22 protein-coding genes are annotated in these 22,153 nt (G+C 69.7%); 14 read left to right on the top strand and 8 right to left on the bottom strand.

Annotated features, from left to right (window positions below):
• Nucleotides 1-45 precede the first annotated feature (45 nt).
• The 4 genes from LBN7_RS09335 (at nt 46) to LBN7_RS09320 (ending at nt 2,300) form a co-directional block, all read left to right on the top strand.
• On the top strand, nt 46-1,029 hold the full coding sequence (locus tag LBN7_RS09335) for a LacI family DNA-binding transcriptional regulator (protein WP_341946901.1): 984 nt from the start codon (nt 46-48) through the stop codon (nt 1,027-1,029).
• A gap of 127 nt (nt 1,030-1,156) precedes the next feature.
• The gene (locus tag LBN7_RS09330) at nt 1,157-1,357 is read left to right on the top strand and encodes a hypothetical protein (protein WP_116633283.1); all 201 of its coding nucleotides are present in this window, start codon (nt 1,157-1,159) and stop codon (nt 1,355-1,357) included.
• Nucleotides 1,354-1,620 (top strand): hypothetical protein, encoded by a 267-nt coding sequence (locus tag LBN7_RS09325; protein WP_165807955.1) that lies wholly within the window; start codon nt 1,354-1,356, stop codon nt 1,618-1,620. Before LBN7_RS09330 ends, LBN7_RS09325 begins: the two co-directional genes overlap by 4 nt.
• Before the next feature lie 242 nt (nt 1,621-1,862).
• Entirely contained in the window at nt 1,863-2,300 is a 438-nt protein-coding gene (locus LBN7_RS09320; RefSeq protein ID WP_341946899.1) for an SRPBCC family protein, read from the top strand.
• 6 nt (nt 2,301-2,306) lie between these two features.
• Here the strand turns inward: LBN7_RS09320 and LBN7_RS09315 are convergent, their stop codons facing one another.
• From LBN7_RS09315 to LBN7_RS09305, 3 genes are all read right to left on the bottom strand, one after another.
• Nucleotides 2,307-3,317, bottom strand: a complete 1,011-nt coding sequence (locus LBN7_RS09315) for a hypothetical protein (RefSeq protein WP_407361632.1) — start codon at nt 3,315-3,317, stop codon at nt 2,307-2,309.
• A 1-nt stretch (nt 3,318) separates the two neighbouring features.
• Nucleotides 3,319-5,160 (bottom strand): substrate-binding and VWA domain-containing protein, encoded by a 1,842-nt coding sequence (locus LBN7_RS09310; RefSeq protein WP_341946897.1) that lies wholly within the window; start codon nt 5,158-5,160, stop codon nt 3,319-3,321.
• A gap of 62 nt (nt 5,161-5,222) precedes the next feature.
• Nucleotides 5,223-6,044, bottom strand: coding sequence for a shikimate 5-dehydrogenase (locus tag LBN7_RS09305; RefSeq protein ID WP_407361631.1), 822 nt, complete (start codon nt 6,042-6,044; stop codon nt 5,223-5,225).
• Between the two features lie 732 nt (nt 6,045-6,776).
• Here LBN7_RS09305 and LBN7_RS09300 point away from each other — a divergent pair.
• Complete coding sequence (locus LBN7_RS09300; RefSeq protein ID WP_046014597.1) at nt 6,777-6,983, top strand: cold-shock protein; 207 nt, start codon at nt 6,777-6,779, stop codon at nt 6,981-6,983.
• A gap of 101 nt (nt 6,984-7,084) precedes the next feature.
• On the opposite strand, the gene LBN7_RS09295 is transcribed toward LBN7_RS09300, so the two are convergent.
• The 3 genes from LBN7_RS09295 to LBN7_RS09285 all read right to left on the bottom strand — a co-directional run bounded on the left by LBN7_RS09295 (nt 7,085) and on the right by LBN7_RS09285 (nt 9,532).
• Nucleotides 7,085-7,753 carry an HAD hydrolase-like protein gene (locus LBN7_RS09295; RefSeq protein WP_407361630.1) on the bottom strand — a complete coding sequence of 223 codons (669 nt, stop codon included), beginning with the start codon at nt 7,751-7,753 and terminating at the stop codon, nt 7,085-7,087.
• 175 nt (nt 7,754-7,928) lie between these two features.
• Nucleotides 7,929-8,624, bottom strand: a complete 696-nt coding sequence (gene nucS / locus LBN7_RS09290) for an endonuclease NucS (protein WP_341946894.1) — start codon at nt 8,622-8,624, stop codon at nt 7,929-7,931.
• 59 nt (nt 8,625-8,683) lie between these two features.
• On the bottom strand, nt 8,684-9,532 hold the full coding sequence (locus LBN7_RS09285) for a GAP family protein (RefSeq protein WP_407361629.1): 849 nt from the start codon (nt 9,530-9,532) through the stop codon (nt 8,684-8,686).
• Between the two features lie 108 nt (nt 9,533-9,640).
• Between LBN7_RS09285 and LBN7_RS09280 the strand changes: the two genes are divergently transcribed.
• Complete coding sequence (locus LBN7_RS09280; protein WP_407361628.1) at nt 9,641-10,846, top strand: sensor histidine kinase; 1,206 nt, start codon at nt 9,641-9,643, stop codon at nt 10,844-10,846.
• Entirely contained in the window at nt 10,843-11,493 is a 651-nt protein-coding gene (locus LBN7_RS09275; protein WP_243408731.1) for a response regulator transcription factor, read from the top strand. The genes LBN7_RS09280 and LBN7_RS09275 overlap by 4 nt, the downstream gene beginning before the upstream one ends.
• A gap of 3 nt (nt 11,494-11,496) precedes the next feature.
• Here LBN7_RS09275 and LBN7_RS09270 read toward each other — a convergent pair whose 3' ends face one another.
• Entirely contained in the window at nt 11,497-12,732 is a 1,236-nt protein-coding gene (locus tag LBN7_RS09270; RefSeq protein WP_116633274.1) for an MFS transporter, read from the bottom strand.
• A 60-nt stretch (nt 12,733-12,792) separates the two neighbouring features.
• Here LBN7_RS09270 and LBN7_RS09265 point away from each other — a divergent pair, with 60 nt between their 5' ends.
• Nucleotides 12,793-13,857, top strand: a complete 1,065-nt coding sequence (locus LBN7_RS09265; RefSeq protein WP_407361627.1) for a LacI family DNA-binding transcriptional regulator — start codon at nt 12,793-12,795, stop codon at nt 13,855-13,857.
• 211 nt (nt 13,858-14,068) lie between these two features.
• On the opposite strand, the gene LBN7_RS09260 is transcribed toward LBN7_RS09265, so the two are convergent.
• Nucleotides 14,069-15,568: a hypothetical protein gene (locus LBN7_RS09260; RefSeq protein ID WP_407361626.1), complete on the bottom strand. Its 1,500-nt coding sequence runs from the start codon at nt 15,566-15,568 to the stop codon at nt 14,069-14,071.
• Nucleotides 15,569-15,696: 128 nt separating this feature from the next.
• Between LBN7_RS09260 and LBN7_RS09255 the strand changes: the two genes are divergently transcribed.
• The 6 genes from LBN7_RS09255 to mnhG are packed head-to-tail and all read left to right on the top strand — an operon-like array spanning nt 15,697 to nt 22,012.
• A complete protein-coding gene (locus tag LBN7_RS09255) occupies nt 15,697-18,654 on the top strand; it encodes a Na+/H+ antiporter subunit A (protein WP_407361625.1) in 2,958 nt (985 codons plus the stop codon).
• The gene (locus LBN7_RS09250; protein ID WP_116633270.1) at nt 18,654-19,220 is read left to right on the top strand and encodes a Na(+)/H(+) antiporter subunit C; all 567 of its coding nucleotides are present in this window, start codon (nt 18,654-18,656) and stop codon (nt 19,218-19,220) included. The genes LBN7_RS09255 and LBN7_RS09250 overlap by 1 nt, the downstream gene beginning before the upstream one ends.
• Nucleotides 19,217-20,770 carry a Na+/H+ antiporter subunit D gene (locus LBN7_RS09245; RefSeq protein ID WP_116633269.1) on the top strand — a complete coding sequence of 518 codons (1,554 nt, stop codon included), beginning with the start codon at nt 19,217-19,219 and terminating at the stop codon, nt 20,768-20,770. Before LBN7_RS09250 ends, LBN7_RS09245 begins: the two co-directional genes overlap by 4 nt.
• Nucleotides 20,767-21,360 (top strand): Na+/H+ antiporter subunit E, encoded by a 594-nt coding sequence (locus tag LBN7_RS09240; protein WP_116633268.1) that lies wholly within the window; start codon nt 20,767-20,769, stop codon nt 21,358-21,360. The genes LBN7_RS09245 and LBN7_RS09240 overlap by 4 nt, the downstream gene beginning before the upstream one ends.
• Nucleotides 21,357-21,626: a monovalent cation/H+ antiporter complex subunit F gene (locus tag LBN7_RS09235; protein ID WP_116633267.1), complete on the top strand. Its 270-nt coding sequence runs from the start codon at nt 21,357-21,359 to the stop codon at nt 21,624-21,626. Before LBN7_RS09240 ends, LBN7_RS09235 begins: the two co-directional genes overlap by 4 nt.
• Nucleotides 21,623-22,012, top strand: coding sequence for a monovalent cation/H(+) antiporter subunit G (gene mnhG, locus LBN7_RS09230; RefSeq protein WP_116633266.1), 390 nt, complete (start codon nt 21,623-21,625; stop codon nt 22,010-22,012). The genes LBN7_RS09235 and mnhG overlap by 4 nt, the downstream gene beginning before the upstream one ends.
• Nucleotides 22,013-22,153: the final 141 nt, after the last annotated feature.

Raw genomic sequence — 22,153 nt, 5'->3', positions numbered from 1 at the left:
TACAAACTTGTCAACCCGTTACATGGTGGGATGGACGATCATAGAGTGACAGTAAGCGAAGGGCGGGACGTGGCGGCGACATTGACCGACGTGGCACGGCGGGCCGGCGTGTCGATCGCGACGGCGTCGCGGGCATTCGGCGAGCCGGATCGGCTCGCCGGCGGAACACTCGAGCGGGTGCTGCAGGCCGCCGTCGATCTCGGGTACACGAACCCGCAGAGCAGCGTCGCCACGCGGACCATCGGCGTCATCGTCCCTGACATCGCGAACCCCGTCTACGCGATGCTCCTCAAAGCCATCCAGGGTCAGGCCTGGCACGGCCGCCACCGCATCGTGCTGTTCGACGCCGACGAGGATCTCCGGCGCGAGCGCGAGCAGATCGAGCAGGCGCGCAAGCTCGACGGCATGCTGCTGTGCTCACCGCGCCTTCCCGACGAGGAGGTCCTCGCACTGGTCGGAGGCACCCCGTACGTGGTGGTCAACCGGCAGATCGACGGGGCGCCGTGCGTCGTCATGGACACCGAGCACGGACCCACCCAGGCGATCGAGCACCTCGTCGCCCTGGGCCACCAGCACGTCGCATACGCCTCTGGCCCGCGCGGCTCCTGGGCCGATGCCCGCCGGTTCGACACGATCTCCCGCGCGTGCGAGCGCCACGGCATCCGCCTCACGCGCCTCAGCCATCACGCCGCGTCGATCCAGGGCGGTCGCGCCGCCGCCGCGCTCGCCGCAGCCAGCAGCGCGACGGCGGTCGTGGCCTACAACGATCTGGTCGCGCTCGGACTCGAGGCCGGGATGTCGGAGCTCGGTCGCATCTGCCCCGATGACATCAGCATCGTCGGCATCGACGACATCGATCTCGCCGGTGCCGTGACGCCGGGCCTCACCACCGTGCAGATGCCGATCGACCGCTGCGGAGCCCTCGCGGTCGACCTGCTCCTCCAGGCGATCTCCGGCACCGTCGTCAGCGACGTCGTGACGCTCGGCTCGCAGCTCATCGTGCGAGCCTCGACCGCCGCCCCGGCCTGATCCGGTTCTGAAGAGGCGCAGCTCGATCTGCGCCGCCCGCGATACCGCCGCCGACGCCCTCTGTCAACGGACCTGCGCCGGCGCGGCATCCGATCGATCCTGGAGCCTCCAACCGAAGGAGAGCACCATGTCGAACCCCGAAGGCCTCATCAACAGCATGGATCCGATCGACGGCATCTTCCCGACGGATGTCGAGCAGCCCGAGACGCAGGGCGACGAGCCCCTCGAGGCCGAGCTCGGCGAGGACGGACAGGGCGACCTCGCACGGGAGGACGAAGGCACTCCGCACAGCGGTGACGCCCCGACCGACCTGCGGACCGCCGAATGAGCGGCGGGAACGCCGCCTCGCCCGCCGAATCCGACGCGCAGGCGCGCATTACGGAGCACCTCGAGGCGCGCGAAGGCGAGGGCTCCGGCGAGCTGCTCTACGTCGGCGACACCCCGGCGGGCGGCGGCGGAGCGGACTCGGGTGCCGTCGATGCCGTGGGCGTCGACGAGGCGACGGAGCATGCGGCGAAAGAGGAAGCCGAGTCGTACGAGTCGGCCCACAACGACGAACCCGGCATCGGCACCCGCCCCGCCTCCGACTGAACTGCTGCGAGGCCGGGGAGGAGCCCGTCACACCCTCCGTGGCGCGTCTCCCCGACCTCGCATGTCCATGGGCGTCGACGTCGACGTCTTCCCCAGGTTTCCTCGCATCGAGGAATGTCGGAAGCGGGTTGACACATCCGCCACGATGGCCCACACGCGTGCGACGCGAGCCGAGGGGGACTTGTCAAGCACCTCGCCGGGTCGCTCATGAGGCCGCACGATGAGGGCGGAACGGAGACTGGATGGCGACCAACACTCGCGCGATGGACTGCACACCGGATGACGTGTTCCGCGTGCTCGGGAACGGCTGGCTCTACCCGACCTGGGTCGTCGGTGCCTCGCGCATGCGGGATGTGGACGAGGCGTGGCCGGGCCCGGGTGCCGAGCTCCACCACTCCTTCGGGGTGTGGCCCGCCCTGCTCGACGACACGACGCAGATGAAGGAGTGGGACCCGCCGCACCGCGCCGTCCTGCGGGCCCGCGGCTGGCCGGTCGGCGAGGCGAGCGTCACGATCCGGGTGCGCAGGCTCAGCTCCGGGTGCCTGGTGCGCATCGACGAGGAACCGGTGAAGGGCCCGGCCACCATCGTCCCGCGCTTCCTCACGACGCCGATGCTGCGCTGGCGCAACGCCGAGACGCTGCACCGCCTCGCGTACCTCGCCGAGGGGAACGCGGGCTGAACCGGGTCACTCTCCCGCGCTCTTCTTGAACTGCCGCTCCCAGTCGCGCAGCTCGGAGCGCCCGATCAGCGAATCCAGCGACACCTGGAACAGCAGTCCCTTGCGGGCGTTCACCTGCTTGATGTTGTCGACGATCTGCGTCGACACGGCGGCGAGTGCCTCGCGGACCTCGCCGACGCGCTCGTCCGGCGCGTCCCACAGATCAGGGCGCGTCAGCAGATCGAGCAGATAGTCGCGGTCGAGCGCCGCCACGAGCCGGGCGAGCTTGTCGGAGTACTCCGCCTCGGCCAGCACACCCTGGTCCTCGCCGGCCTTCGCATCGAGGCGCACGAAGAGCTGCTCGACATGCGAGGCGAGCGCGTCGATGCCGGCTGCCGTCTCCGCCGCGACCGGATTGCCCGGAAGCGCCGCGTAGTCGGCGCGCAGCTCGCGCAGGCGGTTCACCCGCAGACGGATGCCGGCCGGCACCGGGTCCGCGCTCGCCGCGGGCTTCCTGCGGCGCCGGGCGATCAGGCCGATCGCGGTGCCGATGCCCGCGACGATCACCACGCCGCCGATCACGACCGGCAGCAGGAAGTCCGCCCCGCCCCCGGCGCTGCCGCCGGGCGACGACGGGCTCTCCTCGACGATCTGCTGCACGGTCTCGACGAGTGCGGCCTGCGTGTCGCCGCCCGCCGCGCTCTCGCTCTCGTTGGCGATGCGCAGGGCCTCTTCGCTGCCGATCACGGCTGAATCCGCCTGCACGTCGTCGCCCACGGCGAGCACGATCGTCTGCTGGGGCGAACGCTCGGTGAGCCTGTCGAGGATCTCGAGGGCGTAGACGCTGCTGATGTCCGCGCCCTCCGGCAGCACCACGACCGCGATCGACCCGTCGTCGGGCACGACGCCCGTCAGAGCATCCGTCACCCCCGACGCATCCGGCACCTTCGGCGCGACGTAGATGTTCCCCGACTGGAGTGCGGCGATGGCGTCGTCGACCCCGCTGGGATCGGATGCCGCGGCGATGAACATTCCCACCTCAGAAGTTGTTGATCACGGAGGCGAAGACGAGATCGATGCGCTCGGCATCCGAGGCGTCGAACATCTGGCCGCCGGTGGCGTCCGCGATGCGCTGCAGCGCCGTGGGGTCGGCTCCCTCGCCGTAGGCGATCGTGAAGATGCGCACCGGGGCGTCGTCGCCGCCCTCCTTCGAGCTCTTGCCGATCTTCGCGATCAGCGAGTCGAGAGAGGTGGTGGAATCCGTGTCCTCGCCGTCGGACAGCACGACGATCGCGTTGATGCGTCCCGGTTCGGCGCGCTCGCTCATGGCCTCGTACGCCGTGAGCACCGCGTCGTAGAGGGGCGTGCCGTTGCGCTGCGCGTAGCGCAGGTCGTCGAGCGAGGAGTCGAGCTTCTCACCGTCGGCTCCGAGGGCCGTGACGTCGCGCAGCACCTGGATGCCGTCGCCCTCGTCGGACGAGATGCCGGTCGTGAACGCCCAGACGCCGACCTCATCGGAGGAGCGGAAGTGACCGAGCGTCGTCTGCGCGCCCTCGATCGCGCCGTCGAGCCGGGAGCGGCCGTCGCCGATCGGGTCGTCCATCGAGCCGGAGATGTCGATGAGCTCGAGCACGGACGAGGGCTTGCGCACCTGCGTCCACTGGTCGATGGCAGTGGAGATCACGTCGACCTCGGGCTTGGGGAGCGTGACGGCCGGCTGTGCGGGGTCGACGCCGAACTTCGCCGTGAACAGGTCGCCGAGGGGAACCGATTCGTCGAGCGGGCGGAAGCCGTACTCCGGCAGGACCTTCTGCGCGGGCGTGGACTGCAGGAACTCCGCGAACGCCTCGCCGGCCGCGCGCTGTTCGGCCGTGACCCAGTCGGCCCCGAGGACCGTGACCGGGTTGTCCGACCACATCGAGCCGCCGGCGGGATACACCGCCACGAGCTTGGTCTTGGGCGGGGTCAGGGTCTCGCCCGGCTGCACGGTGTGCGAGTCGGGGTTGCCCTGGTTGTAGTTCAGCAGCGAGGTCTCCTCGAGCGCGACCGCCGAGACGTAGGCCGAGCCGTTGGCGCCGTTCTGCGTCTCGTCATAGAGCGTCGACAGCACGTTGCCGGTCGTGTCGCCGTAGTGGATCACGCACTCCTCGAACACGCGCGAGAAATCGGCCGCGGCATCCACGTCCTCGGAGGTGAGCGCGTCCGCCTTGCCGGATGCCTCGTAGGACTGCATCAGGATCGTGGAGAGACCCGTGGTCGAGGTGTTCGGGTTCGTCTTCGAGATCTTGAAGGCGCCCCAGATGTCCTTGCCGACGCTGCCCCATCCGCTCGGGTCCTGGCAGAGCCCCTCGAGGTCGGTGATGCTGATCGGCTTCTCGGGGTAGCCGAGCGCCTTCGCCATCGGCTCCGGCATCCCGAACACGACAGGCGTGCGCGTGAACGACGCGGGCTCGCCGACGAGGCTCGGCGATGCGGCCGCGGCGACGCGGTCGGTCCAGACGGTGGATGCCGGCGACCAGAGCGTGGGCCAGAGCGCGCGGTCGTCGCTCGGCCAGTCGTCTCCTGCCGTGAGGTAGCGGGCGGCGTTGCCCGAGGAGACGTTGGTCGGCCGCACGGTGGCACAGGTCTCGAGGCCTTCGTGCTCCGGGGAGTCCTTGAACGCCGCGGCCAGCTCGTCGAGCATGTTCACCTTCTCCGACGAGGTCGCGATGGTGATGTGCGTGCACCCGTCATCGGGGAAGCCCTGGCTGCCGTCGGTCGTCGTGCCCTCGTCGCCGCCGCCCGTGCACGCCGCCAGCACGAGTGCCGCGATCGCCGTGGCGGCGAGGGCGGCGGTCGTCCGCCGGGCGATGGACCGTGGGGCGATGCGAGGCGCGCTCATGCGCCTAGGCTACCCAGGTATCGTGCTCCCGATCACGAACTACCGCTTATCCGACGGCTCGTTCACCGTGCGTCACGCATGAACTCCTCGGCCGCGCGCACCTGGTCGGAAGAAGGACGGATGCCGGTGTAGAGCACGAACTGCTCCAACGCCTGCAGCGTCGCCACCTCGGCGCCGGTGATGACGGTCTTGCCCGCCGCGCGCCCCGCAGCCACGAAGGGGGTCTCGGCCGGGAGTGCGACGACGTCGAAGACGACGGATGCCGCGGCGATCGTCTCGGCCGGGAACGAGAGTGCGTGCTCCTCGGCTCCTCCCGCCATGCCGATGGGGGTGACGTTCACGAGCACATCGGCCGTGGCGGCACCGGCATCCGGGAGCCAGTCGAATCCGTAGAGCCGGGCCAGGGCGCCGCCGTTCGCCTCGTTGCGGGCGACGATCGTCACGTCGGTGAATCCTGCGTCGCGGAAGGCCGCAGCCGTCGCCTTCGCCATGCCGCCCGAGCCCCGCAGCAGCACCGACGACCCGGCGTCGAGACCGTTGCGCTCGATCAGCTGCGCGATGGCGGAGTAGTCGGTGTTGTACGCGGTGAGCACGCCGTCGTCGTTCACGATCGTGTTGACCGAGTCGATCGCGGTCGCCGACGGATCCATCCGATCGACGAGCGCGATGACGTCCTCTTTATAGGGCATCGAGATCGCGCAGCCGCGGATGCCGAGACCGCGCACGCCGGCGATGGCCTGGCCGAGGTCGGTCGGGGCGAACGCCTTGTAGATCCAGTTGAGCTCGAGCGCCTCGTAGAGGAAGTTGTGGAACCGCGTGCCGTTGTTGCTCGGCCGCGCCGACAGCGAGATGCACAGCGTCATGTCCTTGTTCAGCATCGTCACCGCCTCAGGCTACCCGCGATGGAGCGGGAGAACGTCCGCAAGGGCGGAAGCGACGGGCGAAATCCGCCGGTGCTGGCCTCGTGCGAAGCGCCCGGATGTGTCGTCGTGCTCGGCATCGCCATCACGCAGGGCCGGGTGCGGTGGAGGCGCCCGAAGCGGAGCGGAGCGGCCTGAATGCGGAGGATGAGCGTCTCGACGTTCGCGGATCGTGCTCGCCCGACGGGTCCATGGCGCCGATCGCGCATCCTCCCCTATGGTGAAGGTGCGTGCACAAGGGGATCGATCGTCTCCGTCTCTCCCCAGAGGACGGGCTGCCTTCCCCAGAGGCAAGACGATCCGTGCGCGCGATTGGGCCCTCTCGAGTAGTTCAGTCCCCAATGGACTATTCGAGGGGGCCGCTATCGACCATCCTCCCACCGATTTTCGATTTTGTCCCCCAAAAGGGGGACAAGAGCATGGAAAAAGGGCTAGGCTGTTTCTGACGCACCCTCCGGTCGTCTTCGGCCCTCATCGCTCCCCCCGCGGTGAGGGCCACACCATTTTCCGGGCACGTTCGAGGTGCCCGATGCCGCCGGTCAGCCATCCGGCCGTGTGACGGCCGGATGCCGCTCTTGCAACATTTGGGTTACCTTCTTGTCCGCGCTCTTCCCCTCGGGGCCGCCTCCACTACCGTTAGCGATGTCGGGGCATACCTGCGTCGGCTTCTTCATCAGTAGAACGAACAGGCAGTACATGAGCACTCAGGGCACGGTCAAGTGGTTCAACTCGGAGAAGGGCTTCGGCTTCATCTCCCCCGACGACGGCGGCGCTGACGTTTTCGCGCACTACTCCGCCATCGAATCATCCGGCTACCGGTCTCTCGATGAGAACCAGCGAGTCGAGTTCGATGTCGCGCAGGGCCCCAAGGGCCTGCAGGCAGAGAACATCCGTCCGCTCTAAGAGCGGGCGAATCACAGAACTCCCCGTCCGGATTCGCCTCGTGCGACATCCGGCGGGGAGTTCTGTGCTTTTCGGGCCCGATTCGAGGGCCTCGGCAGCCTTCAGGTCAGGAGCAGAGCGCGCAGTTCGTCGACCGAGGCGGCGCGGAATGCCGCCTCGTCTCCCTCGTGCTGATCGCTGAAACCCCACTCGACGAAGATCACCGGGACGCCGTTGGCATTGCCGCCCTCGACGTCGTGGTGCCGGTCGCCGACGAGCACGGGCTTCGACGTGTCGGCGCCGAGCTCCTTCAGACGGCGCAGGGCCTCGGCGACGATGTCGGTCTTGGAGGCGAGGGTCGACTCGTCGGGCGTGGCACCCACGGTCGTGAGGAATGACGGGCGCAGGCCGAAGTGGTCGATGAGGGCGTCGACCTGGATCTCCGGCTTCGAGCTCGCCGTGGCCTGCGGCACTCCCGCGGCGTGCAGATCGTGGATCAGCTCGGTGATGCCGGGGTACGTCGCGGCATCGGTCGTGTAGCCGTCGGCCTTGCCGAGCGTGCGGTAGAACGTGACGGCTTCCGCGGACTCGGCGGGAGTCATGCCGGCCTGGTCCTGGAAAGACTGGAACATCGGCGGACCGATCCAGTGGATCAGCTCCTCGCGGGTCGGCGCCGGTCGGCCGAAGTGGGTGAGGGCGACGTTCAGGCGTCGCAGGATGCCGACGGAGGCGTCGACGATGGTGCCGTCGACGTCCCAGAGCACGCACGAAAAGGGAGAAGAGGAGGGCATGCCTCCAGCCTACGGGCCGTGGGCGGACGTCAGCTCCTCCTGCACAGGCGTGCAGCAGGGGGTGTTCTCCACGGTCTGCGCAGCGCCCTCGAGAGGCCCTCTATAGTCCGAAGCAACTGCGAAGAGACATGGACAGGAGCCGGAAGTGCTGATGGAGCTGATCGGCCTTCGAACCTCAGAACAGGCGGGGGATTCCGGACTCGATGCCCTTCATGTCGTCGTAGTCCAGCACGAGGCACCGGATGCCGCGGTCCTCGGCGAGCACGCGAGCCTGGGGCTTGATCTCCTGCGCGGCGAAGACGCCCTGCACGGGAGAGAGGTGCGGGTCGCGACCGAGGAGCTCGAGGTAGCGGGTGAGCTGCTCGACGCCGTCGATGTCGCCGCGGCGCTTGATCTCGACCGCGATGGCGGCGCCGTCGGCATCCCGCACCAGCAGATCGACCGGGCCGATCGCCGTCGGGTACTCACGGCGCACGAGGGTCGCGCCCTCCGAGATGCGGTCGACCTGTTCGGCCAGCAGCCGCTGCAGGTCGGCCTCGACGCCGTCCTTCTGCAGGCCGGGGTCGACGCCCAGCTCGTGCGACGTGTCGTGGATGATCTCGTAGATCTGCACGCGGAGGGCGTCGCCGGTCTTCTTGTGCGTGACGCGCCAGACCTCGACGACGCCGGCACTCGCCTCCTCCTCGCCGGGCTCCTCGCTGGAGAGCGAGCACGGCGGGCTCATCCAGTTCAGCGGCTTGTAGCTGCCGCCGTCGGAGTGCACGAGCAGACTCCCGTCTCCCTTGTGCACGAGCAGACGCGTGGCGAGAGGGAGATGGGCATTGAGCCGACCGGTGTAGTCGACCGAGCAGCGGGCGATGACGAGACGCACCCGTCGAGCCTAACGGCATCCGACCCGGCCGACGTGCGTCGGTGCGGCGCGCGGGAGGTTCAGCCGCCGAGCCGGGACAGGGCGTCGAAGATCCCGAGCTCGGTGGCTGCGGAGCGCGCGATGAGGAAGCCGATGATGCCGATGATCCACGCGGTGTTCTCTGCGCCGGTGCGCTCCATCCAGGCGGCGAACCGTTCGAGCGGCCGCTGCACCAGCGGAGCGGCGACAAGTCGGAGGATGAGCAGCACGACGGCCGGGAGGACCATCAGTGCGCAGTAGCCGACGAGCGACAGCACCCGAAGCGGCGTGCCGACGCCGGCATCCGCCAGCATGGTCATCGCGACGATGTAGGGGAGCATCGTCGCGACCTCGACAAGACCGGCGGCGACCGCGACCGCCATCACCGCGGTGCCGCGGGTGCGAGGGTCGAGCAGGCGCTCGCGCCAGCGGGTGATCCGACCCGGCTGCGGCGCCGGCCGATCCTCGGCCTCCGCGTCGCGGACGGGCATGCCGGTCCACGGGGAGATCCGCGGAGCGACGCTCCCCGACGCCGGGGCTGATACGACGGCCGATGCCGATCGTGTCTCGACCTTCGTGCCGGTGGGCATCACGAACGCGGTGATGAGCAGCGCGGCCCCCACGACCAGGCGCGTGATCAGCCCCGCGGGCGACGCGAGGAAGTCCGCGGCCACATCGACCAGATTCACGAGGCCCCACAGGAAGAGGAGTCCGACCACGAGGTAGAACGCCGCGATCGTCGCCAGGTAGAGGAGGATGCGTCCCGCCCGGACACGGCCCGGGTTGAGCAGGAGGAACACCGGGATGAGCAGGGTCCCGACGCTGAGGCCGTCGATCAGTGCCAGGAGGGCCAGGGAGAGGGGAAGCGGGAGTCCGCCGAACAGTTCCATGCCTCCACGCTCGACGACAGGCGCGCACGACGGATCGGGCGAAAGTCCCGTTCCGCCCGTCCGGCCTCATCCCTTCGTCGGATGCGCGGTCCGCGCCGGCGTGGTTGCATGAAGACCATGCAGGAGGCGACGGCGGAGCGGATCCGCACCTGGTCCCGAGCGCGCCGCCCCCTGATCGATGCGGTCCTCATCGGACTGTTCTGCGTGCTGAGCGCCGCGCTCGGCTTCAGCGGCGTCTGGAGCATCTTCTCGCTCCTCGACGCCGACGTCTCGCCGTGGTGGACGCTGGCGACGGCCCTTCCGGGCTGCATCGCCGTCCTCCTGAAGCGGCGCTTCCCGATGCTCTCGCTGGTCGCGGCGGCCGTGCTGTTCACGGTCGACCTGCTGACGATCGGCGGGCTCGGGCCCGTGATCATCCTGCTCGACGTGCTGTGGACCGCGGCCTTCGTCGCCTCACCCCGCATGCGTACCCGACTGCTCATCGCCAGTGCGGTCGCGGTGGTCACGATGTTCTTCGGCGCGCTGGTACTGTCGGACGCCTCCGTCCCGGTGGCCTTCCTGGTGGCGGTGCAGTTCGGCGCCTTCGTCGGCACCGACTACTGGTGGGCGGTCGCGGTCTCGCAGGCGAACGAGCTCGCGGAGCTCCACCGGCAGCGCGCCGATGATGCGGCGGCCGTCGCCGAACGGGAGCAGGCGGAGGCCGTGCAGCGCGAACGCGAGACCATGGCGAGGGAGCTGCACGACGTCGTCGCCGGTCATGTGATGGCGATGGCCATCCGCGCCGAGGCCGCGCTGGCGACCGCTCCGGATCCGGTCACCGACCGCGATGCGCTGCAGGCCGTGCGCGACGCGGGTCTCGACGCCCATGGCGCGCTGCGCTCGATGATCTCGGTGCTCCGCCGGGGCGACGGCGCGCTCTCCTCCACTCCCGGATGGACCGACCTCGAGGGCATCGTCGACGAGGCGCGGCGCGCGGGTCTCGGCATCCGCTTCTCTGCGACGGACGTCGAGGGCGTGGGAGGCGCCGCCGAGCAGGCCGTCGTGCGGGTCGTGAGAGAGGCCCTGGCCAACGGCATCCGACATGCGAGCGGAGCGGACGTGGACGTCGCGATCGAGGTCGTGGACACCGATGTGCGAGTGCGTGTGCGGTCGCGCGGCGGAGTCGCCCACGCCGCGGCCACGCACGGCGGCCAGGGATGGGGACTGCAGATGCTCCGCGAGCGGGTGGAAGCGCTGGGCGGCGTCTTCGCCGCCGGACCCGAGTCCGACGGATGGTCGGTCGCCGCCCGCATCCCGGTCGAGGTGCGCCCGTGAACGCGCCCACGGTGCTTCTGGCCGACGACCACGGTGCGATCCGGACGGGTCTGCGCATCATGCTGGAGGCGCACGGCATCTCCGTCGTCGGAGAGGCGGCGGACGGAGACGTCGCGGTGCGGAACGCGGCGGCGTTGCGACCGGATGTGGTGCTGATGGACCTGCGGATGCCGGGCCGGGACGGGATCTCCGCCACTCGGGAGATCGTCGAGCGGGGCCTCGGTGACGTGCTGGTGCTGACGAGCTTCGATGAGGACGATCTCGTGCTCGGTGCGATCAGCGCCGGTGCAGTGGGCTTCCTGCTGAAGACGGTCGACGCTCCGGCGCTCGCCGCGGCGGTGCGTGCGGTGGCCGCCGGGGAGGGCGCCCTGGATCCTCGTGTGACCCGCAGGGCGCTCGCCGCCGTCGCGCAGAGCGCCGCGACACCGACCGCGCCGAGAACGGAGCCGGGCGACCGGCCGGAGCTGACGGCGCGCGAGCAGGAGATCCTCGAGGGCATCCTGCAGGGGTGGTCGAACGCCCAGCTCGCCGAGCGCCTGCACATCTCGGTGCCCACGGTGAAGACGCACGTGTCGAACGTGCTGGCCAAGCTCGGTGCGCGCAGTCGCTCCCACGCGGCGGCGCTCGTCCGTCGCCGCGACGCGTGAGGCTCAGCTCTCCCGTGCCGGGACGGCGGTCTTCTCCTCGTCGCGCAGGGGACGGGCGGCTCCCGAGAACAGTCCGGAGGCCACGACCAGCCCGACGAGGATGAAGAGCGTGTTGAGCAGTCCGATGTGCTCGCTGATGACGCCCAGCACCGGAGGACCGCCGAGGAACGCGACGTAGCCGATCGTCGCCGCCGCACTCACCCGGGCCGCCGCCTTGGCAGGATCGTCGGCTGCCGCCGACATGCCCAGCGGGAACCCGAGCGAGGCGCCGATGCCCCAGAGCGCGGCACCCACGAGCACGAGCGGGAAGCTCGGCGCGAGGATGAAGAGCAGGATGCCGGAGGCCGCGGCCACCGCGAGGATGCGCAGCACCAGCACGCGGCCGAAACGGTCGACGAGCGGTCCGCCGAAGAGGCGCACCACAGTCATGCCCACCGAGAACACCGCGAGCGAGACGGCCCCGGTGCCCTCGGCGAAGCCGTGGCCCTGCTCGGTGCCGAGCGCGATCCAGTCGTTGGCGCCGCCCTCGGCGAACGACATGCCGAGCATCACGACGCCCAGCAGGTAGGTGCGCGGCTCGCGCCATGCCTCGAGGGCCGTGTGCATGCGCTCCCGGAACGGGGGCTTCTCGTGGCCTTCCGGATCGAGTGCGGCCTCGCGATCGGGCACCTGGAAGAAGCACACCACGGCGATGACGACGATCAGCGCGCCGATGACGCCCGCATGCGTCGCGACATCGATCGAGAGGCCGGCGGCGAGGGCGCCGATGCCGGCGCCGATCACGGTGCCGAAGCTGAAGAGGGCATGGAAGACGGGCAGGATGGTCTTGCCCATCTGCTGCTCGATGGCCGTCGCCTCGACGTTCATCATGACGTCGACGCAGCCGTTGCCGAAGCCGAAGAGGACCATCCCGAGCAGCACGATCGGGACCGAGCCGAAGACGTTCGCGCCCAGGCCCACGAGGGCGATGCCGACGGCGAACATGAGCATGGCGAGGAGCATCCCGCGCCGCGCGCCGGTGCGAGCCATGACGGCGGGACTGGTCGAGATGCCGATGATCGACGCGAGACCCATGCCGAGCAGGATCATGCCGACCTGGGCGTTGTCGAGCTCGAGAGCCTGCTTGATGCCGGGCACGCGGGACGCCCACGTGGCGATCGAGAGTCCGCTGGCGAAGAAGATGGCGAAGATCGCTGCGCGCCAGCGCACGAACTGCGAACGGGTGAGGGCGGTGTCCATGCCGGACAGCCTATCGAATCGATTCGACTCCTGGCGACCGAACCGGGTTATCCTCGGAGTATGAGCACTCAGGAGACTCCGCGGCGAGCGACCATCGCCGATGTCGCGCGCCAGGCCGGGGTGGCGACCTCGACGGCCTCCGTCGTGTTCAGCGGCAAGGCCAAGGTCGCGAGCGCGACCCGCGAGCGCGTGCTCGCCGCAGCAGCTGAACTCGGCTATGCCGGGCCGGACCCGCGGGCGGCATCGCTGCGACGCGGACGCAGCGGCATCGTGGCGGTCGTGCTCGAGGGGCACCTGCGAGCAGCCTTCCTCGACCCGGTGACGACCGCGATGATGGACGGCCTCACCGACGGACTCGCCGAGCTCAGCGCCGGCATCCTCCTCCTGCGCGACGAGCCCGGCGAAGACGGATCGGCCCTCGCGAACGCCCCGGTCGACGCGTTCGTGCTGATCGGATGCTCGGGCCGCACCCGCGCATCGCTCGAGGTGGTCCGCGGCCGCGGCCTGCCGGTCGTGGTGATCGAAGGAGACGCGGGGGAGGGGATTCCGCGCATCACGCTCGACAACGCCGCGGCGTCCGCCGACATCGCCCGCCACGTGCGCGACCTCGGGCATCGCGACGTCGCCCTCGTCACGCTCCCGCTCGACACGGACCGCGCGCGCACCGCCGTGACCGCCGAACGCGTCGCGACCGCGACGGTCGACGTCACCGTCGATCGCCTCTCGGGTCTCCGCGAGGTGTTCCCCGACGCTCCGGCGATCTCCGCGTCAGGGAGCCTGATCGACGAGGGCGTGCTCGTCGGCCGGATGCTGCTCGCCGATGCCTCCACGCGGCCGACCGCCGTGATCGCTCAGAGCGACCTGCTCGCCGTCGGCGTGATCCGCGCTGCGGAGGAGCTGGAGCTCCGAGTTCCGGAGGACCTCTCCGTCGCCGGTTTCGACGGGATCGCCGTCGACGGCCTCGCGGACCTCACCCTCACGACGAGCGTGCAGCCCGCTGTCGACAAGGGACGCGCGGCGGGGGAGCAGGTAGCCCGGATGCTGCGCGGCGAGCCCGGCATCACCCAGCACCTCACCTGCCGCTTCCGGGCAGGGACGACCACGGCCGCGCCGGCGAGGCGCTGACTCGTCTCCTGGGTGGCTGAGCTGTCGTTCCTGGGTTGCTGAGCTTGCCGTTCCTGGGTTGCCGGCCTTGTCGATCCTGGGTTGCTGAGCTTGTCGAAGTACCCGTGGCGGGCCCTTCGACAGGCTCAGGGACCCAGGTTCACCGGGGCCCTTCGACAGGCTCAGGGACCCAGGTTCACCGGGGCCCTCGACGGCTCAGGGTCGAGGCGCCTCAGGAGTGCGGCGGACCGAGCGGGAGAGTCGTGTCATCGAAGTCGAGGATGCGGTAGCGGCCGCAGTCGACGACCTCGGCGGGAACGACCGCCAGGGGCAGCTGCCACTGCACGGTCTGGGAGTCCTCGACGAGGAACGACACCTCGCCGACCTCGAAGTCGTGGCGGTTCACCAGCCACGCGTATCCGTTGAGCTGGTGATCGACCTGCACGAGCCGCGCTGGATCGTCGAGGTGCAGCTTCGGCAGCCGCACGGTCCAGAACTGGCCGGCGCCGGTGCGGCCCGACGCACTCACCCAGTCGGTGACGCACACGAGATCTGCATCGGGGGCGTCGGCTGCCGCAGCGAGCCGCGGCACGCTCAGCGCACCTCCGACCACCACGAGCACGGTCGCGACAGCGGAGGCCGCGCGACTGGCCCTGCGCGGCATCCGCGGGGTGAGCGGCGCCGCGACCAGGGCGAGCACCGGTGCGAAGGCGACCGGCTGCAGGTAGCGCGCCGCGTGCGTGCCGAGTGCGATGGCGCCGACCACCACGAGCACGGGCATGAGCCACGCGATCGTGGCGACGAGGCGCGAACCCGCGTCCTCCGCGCGCGTCATCCGGACGAGCGCCCCGGCGAGCAGCGCGAGCGTGAGCAGGCACCCGATGACGCCGAGCGGCGACGACAGACGGTCGGCCAGGAGGCCGCCGTAGTACTGCGCGGACTGGGGCCAGAGGGCGGGCTGAGCGTACCCCGCTCCCGTGTTGGCGATCCATGCCCCGAACGGAATGCGACCGACCAGTCCGAGGACGGACCCGCCGACGAGCACCGCCAGCAGGATCGGCATCCGCTTCTTCTGCGTCGACAGGCGCAGGGCGAACAGCAGGTAGATCGTGAGCGGCACGGTCGCCCACACCGCGTAGAGCGGATTCGTCAGGGTCGACACCACGGCGACGGCCCCGAGCGCGAAGAGGAGTCCGGCGTGGCCGCGGTCGCGGTCGAGCACACGACGCACGAGTCCGATCGACAGGACCACGCCGACCACCGTCGCCGCGTAGTACGTCGTCGTCAGCTGCAGCGACGCGAGTTCGAGAGCGTCGCGCGAGGCCGAGATCTCGGTCGCGGCGAGGAGACCGAAGACGACGAGGGCGATCAGCGACCAGGCGACCGGTGCCCGCCCTTCGCGTCGACGGCCGGCCACCAGGCGCAGGGCACCGTAGAGCGCGAGAAGGTTGACCACGGCGCTCATTGCGAGGAGTGCGCCGACATCGAGGGGCAGCAGCGCATCGAGCCCGGCGAAAGTCGCGGACTCAGGCAGGAACAGCACGCTCGACATCGCCCAGTCCTGGGGCCCGCCGGCGAGCACCGACCGCGCGAACATCGCGACGATCAGCGAGTCACCGTCACGGAAGAGCAGCTCCGAGCGGGCGGATGCCGAGACCTGACCGGCGATGATCACGCTGACTCCGAGGGCTGCCAGCCACCCCGTCAGCTCCCGCACCCACACCCGCCGCATGCGACCACTCTCGCACGCTCGGAGAAACCCGCGGTCCTCACGGATCCCTAACGCCGGTAAACTGGACGGACACCCGCCCGCCTGAGCCGATTCACCCCCGGCCGACGAGCCCCGAGGGAGCCGCGTATATGCTGACGCTCCTCGCCGTGTTCCTCCTCGGGTCCCTGCTCATGCCCGTACTGGTGCGCTGGCTGGGATCGCAGGCATTCATCATCGCCGCGCTCATTCCGGCTGCGGCATTCGTCCACGCGCTGGTGCGGACCCCGGAGGTCCTCGACGGCTCCGCACCCTTCGTCTCGATCCCGTGGATCCCGCAGCTCGGGCTCAACCTCTCGATGCACATGGATGTCCTGGGCTGGGTGCTCACCCTCATCGTCACCGGCGTCGGCGCCTTGGTGCTGCTCTACTGCCGGTGGTACTTCCTCGACGACTCCGCGGGGATCGGCTCCTTCGCGGGCGTGCTGCTCGGGTTCGCCGGCGCCATGTACGGGCTCGTCCTCACCGACGACCTGGTGATGCTCGTGATGTTCTGGGAGGTGACGAGCATCCTCTCGTACCTCCTCATCGGGCACTACCGCCGTCGCGCGGTCAGCCGACGTGCGGCACTGCAGGCTCTGCTGGTCACGACGCTCGGCGGTCTCGTGATGTTCGTCGGGGTCGTGCTCCTCGTGGTGGATGCCGGAACGAGCAGCATCCGGGAGATCCTCGAGATCGCACCCACCGGACCGATCATCGATGCCGCGATCGTGATGCTGCTGATCGGCGCCATCAGCAAATCGGCGCTGTTCCCCTTCCACTTCTGGCTTCCCGGTGCGATGGCCGCCCCGACACCGGTGAGCGCCTATCTGCACGCCGCCGCCATGGTGAAGGCCGGCATCTACCTGATCGCGCGCTTCGCGCCGATCTTCGCGTTCAGCGGTCCCTGGCGTCCGATCGTCATCACGCTGGGGATCGTGACCATGCTGCTCGGCGGCATCCAGGCGCTGCGCGAGACGGACCTCAAGCGCATCCTCGCCTTCGGCACGGTCAGCCAGCTCGGCTTCTTCGCCCTCGTCGTGGGCTACGGCACGCAGGCGACGGCACTGGCAGGCCTCGCCCTGGTGATCGGTCACGCGCTCTTCAAGTCGGCCCTCTTCCTGATCGTCGGCGTGATCGACCGTCAGCTCTCCACGCGTGACATCACCGAGCTGTCCGGCGTCGGCAGACAGGCGCCCGTCATGGCGACCGCGGCTTTCATCTCGGTGGCCTCCATGGCCGGCATCGCCCCGACCATCGGCTTCGTCGCCAAGGAATCCACTCTCACGGCGCTTCTCGACGATGGACTGCACGGCTCGCCGTGGGGTCTCGTGGCGATCGTCGGCGTCAGCCTCGGGTCCATGCTCACCGCAGCATATGGCATCCGCTTCCTCTGGGGTGCGTTCTGGACGAAGCGCGACGAGCAGGGGCAGCGGATGCCGGACACCGCGTGGCCCGACCCGCCGGTCGGCTTCCTGTCGGCGCCGATCATCCTCGCCGGCGTGACCCTCGCCGCGGGCATCGGAGCACCGGCGCTCGACGTGGCGCTGCAGGGCTACGCCCTCACCGCGACCCCCGGACTCGACGCCGCGGGCGAGGCTGTCGAAGGGCCAGGACACCTCGCGCTCTGGCACGGTCTCGAACCTGCGCTCGGCATCTCGATCCTGACGATCCTCCTCGGCTTCGGGATCTTCTGGCTGACCCGCCGCACCGGCTGGGACGCCAAGGCGCGGATGCTGCCCTTCACGGCCGCCGACGCCTACTACCTCGTGATGCGCGGGATCGACCGCCTCTCGGTGCTCAGCACCACGCTCACGCAGCGGGGTTCGCTGCCCGTCTACGTCGGCACCATCTTCGTGGTCTTCGTCGCCGCCGAGGTGACCGCGCTGATCGCGAGCGACGTCGATCGCTACAACCTCTCGGCCTGGCACACCCCGGCGCAGATCGCGGTCGCGCCGATCATGGCGGTGGCCGGCGTCTTCGCCGTGCGCGCGCAGAAGCGCTACACCGGTGTCGTCCTGGTGTCGGTGACCGGGCTCGGCATGGTCGCGCTCTTCGCCACCAGTGGCGCACCCGACCTCGCGCTCACCCAGATCCTCGTCGAGACGGTCACGATGGTGACGTTCGCGCTCGTCCTCCGACGCCTCCCGGCGCGCATGGGCGAGCACAACGCGTCGGTGAGCCGGATCCCCCGCGCGCTGCTGGCGATCGGCGTCGGCGTGACCATGGCGTTCGTCGCCGTGGTCGCCACGCAGTCACGCGTCGCCGAACCGATCTCCGAAGCCTTCCCCAAGCTCGCCTACGAGATCGGGCACGGCAAGAACGTCGTCAACGTCGCGCTCGTCGATCTGCGCGGCTGGGACACCATGGGCGAGCTGTCCGTTCTCGTGCTCGCCGCGACCGGCGTGGCATCCCTCGTGTTCGTCACGCACCGCGCCGATCTGCTCGCCGCGACCAAGGTCCTCCCCCGGGCGACGCGCAAGGCGGCCCGCAGCCGTCCCCTCGTCGAGACCACCGAGGGCATCCGCTTCCAGACCGCCGAGAACGAGAACAGTCCGCGCGCCTGGCTCGTCGGCGGGCAGAAGATGAAGCCGGAGAACCGCTCGATCCTGCTCGAGGTGATCGTCCGCATCCTGTTCCACACCATCATCGTCGTGTCGATCTTCCTGCTCTTCGCGGGGCACAACCTTCCCGGCGGAGGCTTCGCCGGTGGCCTGGTCGCGGGTATGGCGCTGGTCATGCGCTACATCGCCGGCGGTCGCTGGGAGCTGGGAGCTGCGGCACCCACGGATGCCGGTCGGCTCCTCGGCGCCGGCCTGATCCTCGCGGTGGGCACCGCGGTCGTCCCGCTGTTCTTCGGTCTCGCGCCGCTCACCAGCTCCTTCTGGGAGTGGGAGATCCCCGGCATCGGGCACATGGAGTTCGTCACGTCGACGATCTTCGACGTCGGCGTCTACCTCGTCGTCATCGGGCTGGTGCTCGACGTGCTCCGCAGCCTCGGCGCCGAGGTCGACCGCCAGTCCGCGCTCCGCCCGCAGGAGAGCCCCACGCAGGGAGGGGTGCGCAGCTGATGGACGTCTCGCTCACCCTGATCGTCGTGATGGCGGTGCTCTTCGCCTGCGGCGTCTACGCGATGCTGGAACGCAGCCTCACACGCGTGCTGATCGGCTTCCTGCTGCTCGGCAACGCGACGAACCTGCTGCTGCTGATCGTGATGGGCGTGCCGGGCAACGCGCCGTTCTTCGGCACCGAGGGAGAGATGAGCGACCCGCTCCCGCAGGCGCTCACCCTCACCGCCATCGTGATCACCTTCGCCGTGTCGGCGTTCCTGCTCGCGCTCATCTACCGCTCCTGGCAACTGGGCCAGGCCGACACCGTCGAGGACGACGAGGCCGACATCGCCCTCCGCGAGCGCACCGACGCCGACGAGGACGTCATGGAGGACGACGCGAACCTCGAGGAAGAGGCGACCACCGACTTCGTCGGCGTGCAGACCGCGCCGATCACGGTGCTGCACATGCGCGACCATCCGTCGATCCACGACGACGCCCCCTTCGACGCGCCGGACCGCCGGGGCGACGACGAGGAAGGACGCCGTCCCGCCGAGCGCCCCGAGAACGAGGGGGACCGGTCATGACCGCCCTCGTTCCGCTCCTCGTCGCGCTTCCGCTGCTCGGCGCCGCCGTCACCCTCGTCTTCGGACGGAACGCCCGCCTGCAGGTGTTCGTCACCGTCGCCACCCTCGCGATCGTGTCGGTCATCGCCGCCGTGCTGCTGGTGGTGGTGGATGCCGGAGCGCCGCTCGCCGTCTCCGTCGGCGGGTGGCCCGTGCCCTTCGGCATCGTGCTCTACGTCGACCGGCTGTCGGCGCTGCTCGTGCTCGTCTCCAGCATCGTGCTCCTGGCCGTCCTCCTGTTCTCGATCGGCCAGGGAGTCGCCGACGGCGCGGACGAGACGCCGATCTCGATCTTCAACCCCTCGTACCTGATCCTCGCGGCGGGCATCTTCAACGCGTTCATCGCCGGCGACCTGTTCAACCTCTACGTCGGCTTCGAGATCCTGCTCGTGGCGTCGTACGTGCTGATCACGCTCGGCAGCACCGAGTCCCGCATCCGCACCGGTGCCGTGTACATCGTCGTCTCGCTGGTGTCGTCGATCCTGTTCCTCGCCTCGATCGCGATGATCTACGGGGCGCTCGGCACCGTCAACATGGCCCAGATCGCCGAGCGCATGTCGGAGCTCCCGCAGGAGACGCAGCTGGTGCTGCACCTCATGCTGGTGATCGCCTTCGGCATCAAGGCCGCCATCTTCCCCGTGTCGTTCTGGCTGCCCGACTCGTACCCGACCGCCCCGGCCCCGGTGACCGCCGTGTTCGCCGGCTTGCTGACCAAGGTCGGCGTCTACGCGCTGATCCGCACCGAGACGCAGCTGTTCGCATCGAACAGCATCGACACGGTCCTCCTGATCATCGCCCTGGCCACCATGATCATCGGGGTGCTCGGCGCCGTCGCCCAGGCGGAGCTGAAGCGAATCCTGTCGTTCACCCTCGTGAGCCACGTCGGGTACATGATCTTCGGCCTGGCGATCGCGACACCGGCCGCGATCGGCGCCACGGTGTACTACATCGTCCACCACATCGTCGTGCAGACGACGCTGTTCCTCGCGGTCGGGCTCGTGGAGCGCCGCGCCGGCAGCACCTCGATCCTCCGGGTCAAGGGACTGCTGAAGGTGGCGCCGGTGATCGCCGTGCTCTACTTCGTGCCCGCGATCAACCTCGGCGGCCTGCCACCGTTCTCGGGGTTCATCGGCAAGTTCGCGCTGTTCGAGGCCGCGGCATCCGTCGGCACGCCCCTCATGATCGTGCTCATCATCGGCGGCATCGTCACCTCGCTCCTCACCCTCTACGCGCTGATGCGCGCCTGGAACCTCGCGTTCTGGCGCGAGGAGGAGGACTCGACCGAGACCGAGGGCCGCATCTCGTACCTCGGCAACGCGCCCGCCGCTGACGACCAGCAGAAGAAGCGCCGCATCCCGAAGATCATGACGCTCGCGACCGGAGGGATGGTCGCCGTCACCGTCGCGCTGACGATCTTCGCCGGTCCTCTCTACGCCCTCTGCGACCGCATCGGCTCGGCGCTGCTGCAGCCCGTGAGCCTCGTGCAGCTGGAAGACGAGGTGAGCGGATGAGAGACACCCGTCGTCACCTCTGGCGCGACATCCGCGTGCAGCTGCCGTTCCTGGCCTGGCTCGTCGTGCTCTGGATGCTGCTCTGGGCGCAGTTCACCGTGCTGTCGTTCCTCACCGGACTGATCGTCGCCGTGTTCGTCACGCGCGTGTTCCGCCTGCCGACGGTCGCCCTGTCCGGACGCATCAACGTCTGGTACGCGGCGCTGTTCGTCGTGCAGTTCCTGTTCGCCGTTCTGCGCGGGGCGCTGTCGGTCACGGTGCAGGTCTTCGACTTCCGTCGCCAGCCGGGAGCCGCGATCATCGCGGTGCCGCTGCGGTACGCCGACGACCTCGTGATGACCCACGTCGCGGTCACCTCCTCGCTGATCCCCGGCTCGCTCATCGTCGAGGCGGATCGTGACCGGCGCATCCTCTACCTGCACGTGATCGGCGTGCGCGACGCCGCCGACGTCGAGAGGCAGCGTGCGGGCGTCCTCCTCTGGGAGCGGCGGATCGTGCGCGCGCTGGGCGACCCGGAGCAGTACCGTGCGCTGAAGGCCGACGAGCGCTCGGTCGGCGTCGGCGGATCCCCGAGAGGCGGTGCCCGATGAACGTCCTCCTGCTGGTGATCATGGTGGTGTTCGGCGTCGCCGCGATCCTCACCGTGATCCGGATCGTGCGGGGGCCGTCGATCCTCGACCGCGCGGTCGCGTCCGACGTGCTGCTCACCGAGGTGATGTGCGTGCTCGGCGCCGAGATGGCGATCAACGGGCACACCCGCAGCATCCCGGTGCTGCTGATCATCGCTGCGATCGGGGTGTTCGGCTCGATCGCCGTCGCCCGCTTCGTCGCGAGAAGGGACAACACGACGCAATGAACGTGCTCGGTCTCCTGATCCCCGACGCCGTCATCGATGTGGCGGTGCTCGTGCTGATCCTGCTCGGCGCCCTGCTCTGCCTCTCGGCCGCCGTCGGCCTGCTGCATTTCCGCGACGTACCGTCCCGGCTGCATGCGGCCACGAAGCCGCAGGTGCTCGGCCTCGTGCTCATCTGCGGCGCGGTCGCACTGTCGCAGCGCTCGGTCGGCGGCATCCTGATCGGCCTCGTCCTGGTGGCTCCGATCGTGCTGATGCAGTTCGCCACCGCGCCGCTCTCGGCCCACATCGTCGGCCGGCAGGCCTACCGCAACGGCACGACCGACGAGCGCAGCCTCATCGTCGACGAGCTCGCCGAATCGAAGCAGACCCCTCCCGGCGCGGGGTAGTGCCGAGCGGCGTCCGGGCCATGAGGACGTCGGGCTTCGACGCGCGGCGTTCACTATTCAGCAAGAACGCGGCTCTGCGGCTCTCTCGGCCACGAGTACGCCGCATCCGCGAAGTTCTTGCTGAATTATGCACGGCGCGCC

Origin of the sequence: Microbacterium sp. LBN7, from assembly GCF_045690345.1 — a bacterium.
Lineage (GTDB): Bacteria > Actinomycetota > Actinomycetes > Actinomycetales > Microbacteriaceae > Microbacterium.
Note: the sequence above shows the minus strand (reverse complement) of the source record. Positions and strands in the feature narration are given on the sequence as shown.